This window comes from Vibrio fortis (genome assembly GCF_000695685.1).
Taxonomy (GTDB): domain Bacteria; phylum Pseudomonadota; class Gammaproteobacteria; order Enterobacterales; family Vibrionaceae; genus Vibrio; species Vibrio fortis_A.
On the sequence record NZ_JFFR01000025.1, the window covers coordinates 49,562 to 61,918 of the forward strand.

Below are 12,357 nucleotides of genomic sequence, written 5' to 3' on the forward strand. Positions count from 1 at the left end.
AGGTTATTTAATGACCGTAATGCTCAATGGAGCTGAGTGAGCAAGCCCGTGAAAGAAAGAAAGACAAGACCTGTTAATTTAGATTTGCAGACTATCCACTTTCCTATCACAGCAATAGCTTCCATCCTACACCGCGTGTCTGGGGTGATTACTTTTGTTGCGATTGGAATTTTACTTTATTTATTAAACATTTCCCTCTCTTCCCCAGTAGGCTTTGCGGAAGCAAGCGACATCGTCGATGGCTTTTTCGTTAAGTTTATTCTGTGGGGCATTTTAACCGCTTTGGCATACCACATTGCTGGTGGTATTCGTCACCTTCTTATGGACCTAGGTCACTTTGAAGAGCTGGAATCTGGCGCTAAGAGCGCTAAGGTTGCATTCGCAGCGACAGCGGTATTGTCTCTACTAGCGGGGATCTTAGTATGGTAAACAACGTTTCTACATTTGGTCGTAATGGCGTTCACGATTTTCTACTGATTCGTGCAACTGCAATCATTATGACGCTTTATACAATTTATTTGGTGAGCTTTTGTGCCTTCACCGATATTTCTTACGTATCATGGACTCAGTTCTTTGGTGGAACCTTCACTAAAGTCTTTACCATGTTAGCGCTTACCTCGGTTCTTGTTCACGCTTGGATCGGTCTATGGCAAGTGCTAACCGACTACATCAAATGCGCGAAACTGCGTGTTGGTCTTCAAGTAGGTGTAGTTGCGGTTCTTCTAGGATATTTCTTCTCTGGTCTGTTTGTTTTGTGGGGTGCGTAAGTGACTATTCCTGTTCGTGAGTTTGATGCCGTAGTAATCGGCGCTGGTGGTGCAGGCATGCGTGCCGCACTACAAATTTCTGAGCAAGGCCTTTCATGTGCATTGCTTTCTAAAGTATTTCCAACTCGTTCTCACACCGTATCTGCTCAAGGCGGTATCACGGTTGCGCTAGGTAATGCGCATGAGGATCACTGGGAACAACACATGTACGATACGGTTAAAGGCTCTGATTACATCGGTGACCAAGACGCTATCGAATATATGTGTAAAAATGGCCCAGAATCAGTTATCGAACTAGAGAAGATGGGTCTTCCATTCTCTCGTTTTGATAACGGCACCATTTACCAACGTCCTTTTGGTGGCCAATCGAAAAACTTTGGTGGTGAGCAAGCGGCTCGTACCGCTGCGGCAGCTGACCGTACTGGTCACGCACTGCTACACACGCTGTACCAGCAAAACATCAAGCATAAAACAACCGTATTCTCTGAGTGGTATGCGCTTGATCTTGTGAAGAACGAAGACGGTGCCATCCTTGGTACAACAGCACTTTGCATGGAAACTGGCGAAGTATGCTACTTCAAAGCGAAAGCAACTATCCTAGCAACTGGTGGTGCTGGTCGTATTTACGCTTCAACGACAAACGCGCACATCAATACTGGTGACGGTGTTGGTATGGCGATCCGTGCTGGCGTTCCAATGCAAGATATCGAAATGTGGCAGTTCCACCCAACGGGTATCGCTGGCGCAGGTGTTCTTGTAACGGAAGGTTGTCGTGGTGAGGGTGGTTACCTTCTAAATAAAGACGGCGAGCGCTTCATGGAACGTTACGCGCCAAACGCGAAAGACTTAGCGGGTCGTGACGTTGTTGCTCGTTCAATGATGGTTGAAATCCGTGAAGGTCGTGGCTGTGACGGTCCTTGGGGTCCACACATCAAACTGAAACTGGATCACCTAGGTAAGGAGACGCTTGAATCTCGTCTACCTGGCGTTTGTGAACTGTCTCGTACATTCGCACACGTTGACCCAGTAAAAGAGCCAATTCCAGTAATCCCAACATGTCACTACATGATGGGTGGTGTTCCGACGCAAGTTTCTGGTCAAGCGATCAAGCAAGCTGAAGACGGTAGCGATGTTGAAGTACAAGGTCTATTCGCTTGTGGTGAGATTGCTTCAGTATCTGTACACGGTGCGAACCGTCTAGGTGGTAACTCGCTACTTGACTTGGTTGTATTCGGTCGTGCGACAGGTCTACACCTAGGTGAGACACTGAAGAAGCAAGCGGATGCGAAGCCAGCAACTGAAGAAGACATTGCACGTTCACTAGAGCGCTACAACCGTTGGGAAAACAGCACAGACGGTGAAGATCCAGCGCAGATCCGTAAAGATCTACAGCAATGTATGCAGAACAACTTCTCTGTATTCCGTGAAGGTAAAGCAATGGCTGAGGGCCTAGAAGAGCTTAAAGCGATTCGTGAGCGTCTGAAGAATGCACACCTTTCTGACAAGTCTACAGAATTCAATACTCAGCGTATTGAGTGTCTAGAGCTTGAAAACCTAATGGAAACAGCTTACGCGACTGCTGTAGCGGCTAACTACCGTACAGAGAGCCGTGGTGCACACGCGCGTTTTGACTTCCCTGATCGTGATGATGAGCAATGGCTATGCCACACGCTTTACAATCCAGATACAGAAGAGATGTCTAAGCGTAACGTCAACATGGAACCTATCCACCGTGAAGCGTTCCCACCAAAAGCACGTACGTACTAAGGAGATCTAACCATGAAACTGAATTTCTCTTTATACCGTTACAACCCAGATGTTGACCAAAAACCTTACATGAAGGACTACGTCCTTGAAGTAGACGAAGGGTCAGACATGATGCTTTTGGACGCTCTTATCCTACTAAAAGAGCAAGATCCAACAATTTCATTCCGTCGTTCATGCCGTGAAGGTGTATGTGGTTCTGACGGTCTTAACATGAATGGTAAAAATGGACTGGCATGTATCACTCCATTGTCTGCGCTGTCTGGCCAAGACAAGATTGTGATTCGCCCACTACCGGGTCTACCTGTTGTGCGTGACCTTATCGTGGACATGACTCAGTTCTACAACAACTACGAAAAAGTGAAGCCATTCTTAGTGTCTGATGGCGATGTGCCACCGTCACGCGAAAACCTACAAACCCCTGATGAACGAGCGCATTTGGATGGGTTGTATGAATGTATCATGTGTGCATGTTGTACAACGTCTTGTCCTTCTTTCTGGTGGAACCCAGACAAGTTCATCGGTCCTGCAGGCCTACTAGCTGCTTACCGTTGGTTAATTGATAGCCGAGATACAGCGACAGATGAACGTTTGTCTGATCTTGATGATGCATTTAGCGTTTTTCGTTGCCATGGCATCATGAATTGTGTAAGTGTTTGTCCTAAGGGATTAAATCCGACGAAAGCGATTGGTCACATCAAGACCATGCTTGTAAATCGCTCGGTTTAAGAAATAAAAAAATTGCCGCCCTAGCTGTTTTGGGCGGCCTTTTAATAGCTCGGCTATAAGACCGCAGCAAACGTGAAAACTACTGGTTAAGGGAAAATATGCACAACGGCGTGATGAAGGCATGGCTCGAGTCTTCACACTTGGCTGGCGCCAATGCAACATACGTAGAGGAACTCTACGAACTGTATCTAAGTGACCCCGACTTGGTAAGTGACGAATGGAGAAGCGTTTTTGAAGAGTTGCCTGTGCAAGCTTCAGAAGCGGTGGAACAACCACACTCTCGTGTTCGTGAATACTTCCGACGACTCGCTCAAGAAACAAAGCATTACAGTGTCCAAGTTAGTGATCCAGATGTCGATGCGAAACAAGTAAAGGTTCTGCAACTTATTAATGCTTACCGATTCCGTGGGCATCAAGCAGCAAACCTAGACCCACTAGGTTTATGGAAAAGAGATACAGTCGCTGAACTGGATCCTTCCTTCCACACTCTCACCGAAGAAGACCTCAACGAGACGTTTAACGTCGGCTCTTACGCGATTGGCCAAGAGACGATGGTTCTTAAAGATCTCTACAAATCTTTGAAGCAGACGTATTGTGGTTCTATCGGTGCAGAATACATGCACATGACTAACACAGAACAAAAACGTTGGATTCAACAACGTCTAGAGTCTGTTTCTGGTCAACCATCATTCAATAAAGAAGAGAAGCAAGCTTTCCTTGAAGAGCTAACTGCTGCTGAAGGTCTTGAGCGCTACCTTGGTGCTAAATTCCCAGGCGCGAAACGTTTCTCTCTAGAAGGTGGTGATGCTTTGATTCCAATGACGAAAGAGATCATTCGTCATGCTGGTGGTCAAGGTATGCGTGAAGTTGTTATTGGTATGGCTCACCGTGGTCGTTTGAACATGCTGGTGAACGTACTTGGTAAGAAGCCACAAGACCTATTCGACGAGTTTGCTGGCAAACACGACGAAACATGGGGTACAGGTGATGTGAAATATCACCAAGGTTTCTCTGCTGACTTCGCAACTCCAGGTGGCGATGTTCACCTAGCGTTGGCATTTAACCCGTCTCACCTTGAGATTGTAAACCCAGTAGTTATTGGTTCAGTTCGTGCTCGTCAAGATCGTCTAGACGATAAAGATGGCAGCAGCGTACTACCTATTACTATTCACGGTGACTCTGCAATTGCAGGTCAAGGTGTAGTTCAAGAGACATTCAACATGTCTCAAGCACGTGGCTTCTGTGTTGGCGGTACTGTTCGTATCGTTGTTAACAACCAAGTTGGCTTCACAACGTCAAATCCACGTGACACGCGTTCTACTATGTACTGTACTGATATCGCTAAGATGGTACAGGCACCGATTTTCCACGTTAATGCAGATGACCCAGAAGCAGTAGCTTTCGTTGCGCGTCTGGCACTGGATTACCGTAATACGTTCAAGCGCGATGTTGTTATCGACCTTGTTTGCTACCGTCGTCACGGTCACAACGAAGCCGATGAGCCGAATGCAACTCAACCGCTGATGTACCAAAAAATCAAGAAGCATCCAACACCACGTAAGCTATATGCTGACATCCTAATGGAGCGCGGTGAGTTTGGTATCGACACAGCAACTCAGCTGGTGAACGAATACCGTGATGCTCTAGACCATGGTGAAGTTGTCGTTAAAGAGTGGCGCCCAATGGCACTGCACTCTGTAGACTGGAGCCCATACATTGGTCACGATTGGAACATCGATTGGAACAGCAAAATTGATATCGAGCGTCTAAAAGAGCTTGGTACTAAGCTGTGCCAATACCCAGATAGTCATAAGCTACAAAGCCGAGTAAACAAACTGTACAACGATCGTACTGCCATGATTAATGGTGAGAAACAAGTTGATTGGGGTATGGCGGAGACGCTTGCGTATGCGACTCTGGTTGATGATGGTAAACGTATCCGTATTTCTGGCCAAGATTCAGGCCGTGGTACTTTCTTCCACCGTCACTCTGTTCTACACAACCAAACAGATGCGAGCACTTATGTTCCACTAGCGAACATTCACGATAAGCAGGGTCCTTTCCAAGTATTTGACTCAGTACTATCTGAAGAAGCAGTTCTGGCGTTTGAATACGGCTACGCAACAGCAGAGCCAAGCGGCTTAACCCTTTGGGAAGCACAGTTTGGTGATTTTGCGAATGGCGCTCAAGTAGTTATCGATCAATTCATCTCGTCTGGTGAGCAAAAATGGGCACGTCTATGTGGTCTAACAATGCTGCTTCCACACGGTTACGAAGGTCAAGGTCCAGAGCACTCTTCTGCACGTCTAGAGCGTTACCTACAGCTATGTGCTGAACAGAACATGCAGGTTGTTGTTCCATCAACACCAGCACAGGTTTACCACATGATTCGTCGTCAGGTTGTACGTCCAATGCGTCGTCCTCTGATTGTTATGTCTCCTAAGTCATTGCTGCGTCACCCACTGTGTACGTCTTCACTTGAAGATCTTGCAGAGGGTACATTCCAGCCAGCAATTGCTGAGATTGATGACATCAAGCCAGAGAACGTCAAACGCGTAGTGTTCTGTTCAGGTAAGGTTTACTTTGACCTGCTAGAACAGCGCCGTAAGAACGAACAAGACGATGTTGCTATTGTGCGTATCGAGCAGCTATACCCATTCCCTCTTGAGGAAGTTCAAGCTGCGATTGCACAGTACACAAATGTTGAAGATTACGTTTGGTGTCAAGAAGAGCCACAAAACCAAGGTGCTTGGTACAGCAGCCAACACAACTTCCGTGCTGCGATTCCAGCGGGTGCTGATCTTAAATATGCAGGCCGTCCTGCTTCAGCATCACCTGCGGTTGGCTACATGTCAGTACACTTGAAACAACAAAAAGCGTTAATTGAAGACGCTCTGACCCTACTTTCGAACTAGAAGTAAAAGGAAAACACAGATATGACAATTGAAATTCTGGTTCCAGATTTACCTGAATCGGTGGCTGACGCAACAGTCGCAACTTGGCACAAACAACCGGGTGAAGCGGTTGAACGCGATGAAGTCATCGTAGATATTGAAACTGACAAAGTGGTTCTAGAAGTACCAGCTCCAGAAGCAGGTGTTCTAGAGGCAATCATCGAAGAAGAAGGTGCAACAGTACTTTCTAAGCAACTTATCGCTAAGCTTAAGCCTGGCGCGGTTGCTGGTGAACCAACGACTGATACAACAGAAGATACTGAAGCATCTCCAGACAAGCGCCACAAAGCGACGCTTTCTGAAGAGAGCAACGACGCGCTAAGCCCAGCAGTTCGTCGTCTTCTAGCTGAACACAACCTACAACCAGCTGATGTTAAAGGCACTGGCGTAGGCGGTCGTATCACTCGTGAAGACATCGATGCGCACCTAGCGGCAGCGAAATCTGCACCTAAAGCAGAAGCTCCTGCAGCGGTAGAAGCACCAGCAGCAGCTCGTAGCCAAAAGCGTGTACCAATGACTCGTCTACGTAAAACAGTCGCTAACCGTCTGCTTGAAGCGAAGAACAGCACTGCAATGCTAACGACGTTCAACGAAGTAAACATGAAGCCAATCATGGACCTTCGTAAGCAGTACAAAGACCAGTTCGAGAAGCGCCACGACACGCGTCTAGGTTTCATGTCTTTCTACGTGAAAGCAGTAACTGAAGCATTGAAGCGTTACCCAGAAGTAAACGCGTCTATCGACGGTGATGATATCGTTTACCACAACTACTTCGACATTAGCATGGCGGTATCTACGCCACGTGGTCTAGTAACTCCAGTACTTAAAGACTGTGACACTCTAGGTTTCGCTGATATCGAAAAAGGCATCAAAGAGTTAGCGATCAAAGGCCGTGACGGCAAGCTAACTGTTGATGAGCTTATGGGTGGTAACTTCACTATTACAAACGGCGGTGTATTTGGTTCACTAATGTCAACGCCAATCATCAACCCACCACAAGCGGCTATCCTGGGTATGCATAAGATCCAAGAGCGTCCAATGGCGGTTGACGGTAAGGTTGAAATCCTACCGATGATGTACCTAGCGCTATCTTACGACCACCGTCTAATCGATGGCCGTGAGTCAGTTGGCTTCCTAGTAACGATTAAAGAGCTACTAGAAGATCCAGCACGTCTCCTATTAGACGTTTAATATCGCTAAAACGTCTAGTTGTGCTCAACAGCTAGACGTTGATAGTTTCAAAGGCTAGGCTAGCTCGACGTCTGGCCTTCACTTGAGCCAACGATTACTTGTTAAATATTAACTGTTTATATGAGTAGTCTTGGCTGATTTGAGAAGACCCTACAGACGTAACACAGATAACTGTGTCGTTATGGAAATAATAATCCCTTAAGGGAAAATAAACGGAATATCAAAATGAATTTGCATGAATACCAAGCCAAACAGCTGTTTGCAGAATTCGGTTTGCCTGTACCAGAAGGTTTCGCATGTGATACAGCTCAAGAAGCTTTCGAAGCTGCGGGTCGTATCTCTACTGAAAAGAAAGTTGTTAAGTGTCAAGTACACGCTGGCGGTCGCGGTAAAGCGGGCGGTGTAGAACTACATGACACAAAAGAAGGCGTTAAAGAGTTTGCTCAAAAGTGGCTAGGTAAAAACCTAGTGACTTACCAAACAGATGCAAATGGTCAGCCTGTAACTAAAATCCTAGTTGAAGAAGCGTCTAACATCGCTAACGAACTTTACCTAGGCGCAGTTGTAGACCGTGCAACTCGTAAAATTGTATTCATGGCGTCTACTGAAGGCGGTGTGGACATTGAGAAAATCGCTGAAGAGACTCCTGAGTTGATTCACCAATCTGCGATTGATCCTCTAGTAGGTCCTCAAGCTTACCAAGGCCGTGAACTTGCGTTCAAACTTGGTCTAGTTGGCGACCAAATCAAACAGTTCGTTAAGATCTTCATGGGTCTTGGCCAAATGTTCTCTCAGTACGACCTAGCTCTACTAGAGATCAACCCACTTGTTATCACTGGCGAAGGCAACCTTCTTTGTCTAGACGGCAAGATTAACATCGACTCAAACGCGATGTACCGTCAGCCTAAACTACGTGAAATGCACGATCCATCTCAAGAAGATGAGCGCGAAGCACACGCAGCACAGTGGGAACTGAACTACGTAGCACTAGACGGTAACGTTGGCTGTATGGTTAACGGTGCAGGTCTAGCAATGGGTACGATGGATATCGTTAACCTACATGGTGGCAAACCAGCAAACTTCCTTGATGTAGGCGGCGGCGCAACAAAAGAGCGTGTAGCTGAAGCATTCAAGATCATCCTTTCTGATGACAATGTTAGCGCAGTACTAGTAAACATCTTCGGTGGTATCGTTCGTTGTGACATGATCGCTGAAGGTATTATCGGTGCGGTTAAAGAAGTAGGCGTAACAGTACCAGTTGTTGTTCGTCTAGAAGGTACAAACGCAGACCTAGGTCGTGAAGTACTTGCTAATTCTGATGTTGATATCATTGCAGCTGAATCTCTAACAGATGCTGCTCAGAAAGTTGTTGCTGCTGCGGAGGCGAAATAATGTCTGTACTAATTAACAAAGACACTAAAGTAATCTGTCAGGGTTTCACTGGCGGTCAAGGTACATTCCACTCAGAGCAAGCTATCGCATACGGTACGCAAATGGTTGGTGGTGTGTCTCCAGGTAAAGGTGGTCAAACTCACCTTGGTCTTCCAGTATTCAACACTGTACGTGAAGCAGTAGAAGTGACTGGCGCGACAGCAACAGTTATCTACGTACCAGCACCTTTCTGTAAAGATGCAATCCTTGAAGCGATCGACGCTGGTATCGAACTGATCGTAACGATCACTGAAGGTATTCCAACGACAGATATGATCGATGTTAAAGTGAAGCTAGAAGAAACTGGCGTTCGCATGATCGGTCCTAACTGTCCAGGTCTTATCACTCCAGACGAGTGTAAGATTGGTATCATGCCTGGTCACATCCACAAGAAAGGTAAAGTAGGTATCGTATCTCGTTCAGGTACTCTTACTTACGAAGCAGTTAAACAAACAACAGACGAAGGCTTCGGTCAGTCTACATGTGTTGGTATCGGTGGTGACCCAATCCCAGGTTCAAACTTCATCGATATCCTAAAACTGTTCCAAGAAGATCCTGAAACAGAAGCAATCGTAATGATTGGTGAAATCGGTGGTACAGCGGAAGAAGAAGCAGCAGCGTTCATCAAAGAGAACGTAACTAAGCCAGTTGTTTCTTACATCGCAGGTGTGACTGCTCCTCCAGGTAAGCGTATGGGCCATGCTGGCGCAATCATCTCTGGCGGTAAAGGTACTGCTGAAGACAAATTCGCAGCACTTGAAGCAGCAGGCGTTAAGACAGTTAAGTCTCTTGCTGACATCGGTAAAGGTCTACGCGAGATTACTGGTTGGTAATCAGCGCTTTACAGTGATAGATAATAGAAAGGCTTGGTCGATGACCAAGCCTTTTTTGTATGTTCTCAAAGATACGAGATACGAGATACGAGATACGAAAAAGTAACGCTATGCTCGATTCTTCACTATTTGTGACAGCATAAACATTGCCGTTGCTGTGATGACGACAGAAGGGCCCGCTGGGGTATCGTAGAACCAAGAGAGACTAAGGCCGCCGAGTACGGCCAAAGAACCAATACCAGAGGCAATAAAGGCCATCTGTTCAGGGGTTTGAGCAAATTTACGTGCTGTCGCGGCTGGGATAATCAGTAGCGATGTCATGATCAGAGCACCAACAAACTTCATACCTACCGCAATAACGATACCGACCATTAACATCAATACCAATCGCATCAGGTCTATGTTGATACCGTCTACAGCGGCGAGATCTTCGTTAACCGTTGTAGATAGCAATGGACGCCAGAAGATCGCTAGAACTAGTGCCACAGCGGCTGCACCACCATAAATAAACACAAGGTCGGTTGGTGACACAGCAAGCAGATCACCAAATAGGTAGCTCATTAGGTCAACGCGAACGTTATCGAGAAAGCTAACGGCAACTAAGCCAAGTGAAAGAGCACTGTGTGCGAGGATGCCCAGCAATGTGTCGGTCGCAACCAGTTTTTGTTTTTGTAAGGTAACCAGCAGTACCGCGAGCATCAAACAGCAGATTAACAATGCTAAGTAGAGGTTTATCTCCAATAGGAAGCCAAGTGCCAGCCCCATCAATGACGCGTGAGCTAAGGTATCACCAAAGTAGGCCATTTTGCGCCACACAACAAAAGAGCCGAGTGGGCCAGCAATGAGCGCAATGCCAAGGCCAGCAAGAATAGAAGGTAAAAGGAACTCAAGCATTAGTGATGTCCGTGATTATGATTTTTGCAGTCGTGAACATCGCCTGAAACAGGTTGGCCTGCTAAGTCGTGATGGTGATGATCATGCTGGTGATGGTAGAAAGCCAAGCTCTCTTGTACCGCTGTACCAAACAAAGCGATATACGAAGGGTGGTGCTTGATATCGGCCGGTGCACCAGAACAGCAAACGTGGTGATTCAAGCAGATGACATCATCGGTTTTCGCCATCACAAGGTGTAAGTCATGAGATACCATGAATACCGCACAGCCAAAACGGTGGCGGATTGAGTCAATAAGTTCGTAAAGATCAATTTGACCTTGAACATCAACACCTTGTGCTGGCTCGTCGAGTACCAGTAAATCTGGGCGACGTAGTAGAGAGCGAGCGATAAGCACGCGTTGGTTCTCACCACCCGATAATTGGTGCATATTGCTCTTAATAAGGTGCTCTGCACCAACCAACTTTAATGACTCTAGAATCTCTTGTTGGCTGAATTTTCCGGTAAGCTTGAGGAAGCGCTCTACATTTAAAGGCAGAGAGTCGTTAAGCTTTAGTTTTTGAGGAACATAGCCAATTTTTAGTTTTTTGTTTTTGGTAATGGTGCCAGAGTATCGGTTTTGAAGCCCAAGTAGCACTTTCACTAGGGTCGATTTACCTGCACCATTTGGGCCTATTAGAGTTGTGATTTGGCCACGCTCTATATTTAGAGAGATGTTGTCTAAAACTTTTCTACCGTCGAACTCAACACTGACGGAATCCAATTGGATTAAGTTATCCATGAATAGAACTCATTTGCAATTAGCTAATGTTATAATGTAACATTTACAGCAGGCCTAAGCTACTTTTCTATTATCGAGGTAATATGTTACGTTCATCTTTTATACTGGCAAGCTTGTTATTAATCCCAAGCGTTGCCGGTGCGAGCACTATTCTAACAAGTTTTAAACCTATTCAAATGATTGTTACTGAATTAACGCAAGGTGTCAGTGAACCAGATGCGGTAATGAACAGTAATGCATCACCTCACGACTACGCTTTGAAACCATCTGATGTGAAGAAAGTTCAACAAGCTGACATGGTAATTTGGTTCGGTCCAGACCTAGAAGCCTTTCTAACTAAAGTCGTTAAGTCAAATGACAACGTGGTGACTATTAGTGAAATTCCGAACATCAACTTAAAAGAGTTTGGTGAAGATTCACATGACCACCACCATGACGGACACGACCACGGTAGCCATGACCCTCACTTCTGGTTAGGCATTGATCAAGTGGAAGTCGCTTCCTCTTATATCACTGGCAAGCTTGTAGAACTTGACCCTCAAAATGCGGATGCTTACAACAAAAACCTTGAGAACTTCTTGAAGCAGCTTGCTGAGAAAAAAAGCTCGATTGAAGCACAACTCGCACCGGTAAAAGACAAGGGTTACTACGTATTCCATGATGCATACAGTTACTATGAAGATGAGTTTGGTCTGAATAAGCTTGGTCACTTCACGGTAAGCCCTGAGCGTAAGCCTGGTGCTAAGACACTGATCTCGATTAAGAAGACATTGGCCAAGCAAGATGTTCAATGTGTTTTTTCTGAGCCTCAATTTACACCAGCGGTTATTGAATCAGTGGTACGTGGTAGCTCAACTCAGAAAGGACAACTGGATCCGGTCGGTTCAAATATCGAGGTGGGTAAGGGCAGTTACTTTGAGTTCTTACAGCAGTTGACTGATAGCTACTCAAACTGTTTATCAGCGCAATAACCCACGTTAGCTTCAAGTCCTTATGGACTTAGTAATCAGACATT

11 protein-coding genes are annotated in these 12,357 nt (G+C 46.0%); 9 read left to right on the plus strand and 2 right to left on the minus strand.

Going from position 1 to position 12,357, the window contains the following annotated elements:
• Window positions 1-36: 36 nt before the first annotated feature.
• The 8 genes from sdhC (at window position 37) to sucD (ending at window position 9,669) form a co-directional block, all read left to right on the plus strand.
• Window positions 37-429, plus strand: a complete 393-nt coding sequence (sdhC, locus tag VFDL14_RS08885) for a succinate dehydrogenase cytochrome b556 subunit (protein ID WP_032551859.1) — start codon at window positions 37-39, stop codon at window positions 427-429.
• Entirely contained in the window at window positions 423-767 is a 345-nt protein-coding gene (sdhD, locus tag VFDL14_RS08880) for a succinate dehydrogenase, hydrophobic membrane anchor protein (protein ID WP_032551860.1), read from the plus strand. Before sdhC ends, sdhD begins: the two co-directional genes overlap by 7 nt.
• A complete protein-coding gene (sdhA, locus tag VFDL14_RS08875; protein WP_032551861.1) occupies window positions 768-2,534 on the plus strand; it encodes a succinate dehydrogenase flavoprotein subunit in 1,767 nt (588 codons plus the stop codon). It abuts the gene before it with no gap.
• Window positions 2,535-2,546: 12 nt separating this feature from the next.
• Window positions 2,547-3,260, plus strand: a complete 714-nt coding sequence (locus tag VFDL14_RS08870; RefSeq protein WP_032551862.1) for a succinate dehydrogenase iron-sulfur subunit — start codon at window positions 2,547-2,549, stop codon at window positions 3,258-3,260.
• Window positions 3,261-3,358: 98 nt separating this feature from the next.
• On the plus strand, window positions 3,359-6,175 hold the full coding sequence (sucA, locus tag VFDL14_RS08865; protein ID WP_032551863.1) for a 2-oxoglutarate dehydrogenase E1 component: 2,817 nt from the start codon (window positions 3,359-3,361) through the stop codon (window positions 6,173-6,175).
• 21 nt (window positions 6,176-6,196) lie between these two features.
• Entirely contained in the window at window positions 6,197-7,405 is a 1,209-nt protein-coding gene (gene odhB, locus VFDL14_RS08860) for a 2-oxoglutarate dehydrogenase complex dihydrolipoyllysine-residue succinyltransferase (protein WP_032551864.1), read from the plus strand.
• A gap of 225 nt (window positions 7,406-7,630) precedes the next feature.
• A complete protein-coding gene (sucC, locus tag VFDL14_RS08855; RefSeq protein WP_032551865.1) occupies window positions 7,631-8,797 on the plus strand; it encodes an ADP-forming succinate--CoA ligase subunit beta in 1,167 nt (388 codons plus the stop codon).
• Window positions 8,797-9,669 carry a succinate--CoA ligase subunit alpha gene (gene sucD, locus VFDL14_RS08850; RefSeq protein ID WP_004737919.1) on the plus strand — a complete coding sequence of 291 codons (873 nt, stop codon included), beginning with the start codon at window positions 8,797-8,799 and terminating at the stop codon, window positions 9,667-9,669. Before sucC ends, sucD begins: the two co-directional genes overlap by 1 nt.
• A gap of 108 nt (window positions 9,670-9,777) precedes the next feature.
• Here the strand turns inward: sucD and znuB are convergent, their stop codons facing one another.
• Together znuB and znuC are read right to left on the minus strand one after the other, a co-directional pair.
• Window positions 9,778-10,563, minus strand: coding sequence for a zinc ABC transporter permease subunit ZnuB (gene znuB, locus VFDL14_RS08845; RefSeq protein ID WP_032551866.1), 786 nt, complete (start codon window positions 10,561-10,563; stop codon window positions 9,778-9,780).
• On the minus strand, window positions 10,563-11,342 hold the full coding sequence (gene znuC, locus VFDL14_RS08840) for a zinc ABC transporter ATP-binding protein ZnuC (protein WP_032551867.1): 780 nt from the start codon (window positions 11,340-11,342) through the stop codon (window positions 10,563-10,565). Before znuC ends, znuB begins: the two co-directional genes overlap by 1 nt.
• A gap of 83 nt (window positions 11,343-11,425) precedes the next feature.
• On the opposite strand from znuC, the gene znuA reads away from it, so the two are divergent.
• On the plus strand, window positions 11,426-12,313 hold the full coding sequence (znuA, locus tag VFDL14_RS08835) for a zinc ABC transporter substrate-binding protein ZnuA (protein WP_032551868.1): 888 nt from the start codon (window positions 11,426-11,428) through the stop codon (window positions 12,311-12,313).
• Window positions 12,314-12,357 lie beyond the last annotated feature (44 nt).

Coding starts and splice junctions, on each gene's coding strand:
- sdhD (WP_032551860.1), top strand. CDS start 423: ATGGTAAACAACGTTTCTACATTTGGTCGTAATGGCGTTCACGATTTT.
- odhB (WP_032551864.1), top strand. CDS start 6,197: ATGACAATTGAAATTCTGGTTCCAGATTTACCTGAATCGGTGGCTGAC.
- sucD (WP_004737919.1), top strand. CDS start 8,797: ATGTCTGTACTAATTAACAAAGACACTAAAGTAATCTGTCAGGGTTTC.
- sucA (WP_032551863.1), top strand. CDS start 3,359: ATGCACAACGGCGTGATGAAGGCATGGCTCGAGTCTTCACACTTGGCT.
- sucC (WP_032551865.1), top strand. CDS start 7,631: ATGAATTTGCATGAATACCAAGCCAAACAGCTGTTTGCAGAATTCGGT.
- znuC (WP_032551867.1), bottom strand. CDS start 11,342: ATGGATAACTTAATCCAATTGGATTCCGTCAGTGTTGAGTTCGACGGT.
- VFDL14_RS08870 (WP_032551862.1), top strand. CDS start 2,547: ATGAAACTGAATTTCTCTTTATACCGTTACAACCCAGATGTTGACCAA.
- znuB (WP_032551866.1), bottom strand. CDS start 10,563: ATGCTTGAGTTCCTTTTACCTTCTATTCTTGCTGGCCTTGGCATTGCG.
- znuA (WP_032551868.1), top strand. CDS start 11,426: ATGTTACGTTCATCTTTTATACTGGCAAGCTTGTTATTAATCCCAAGC.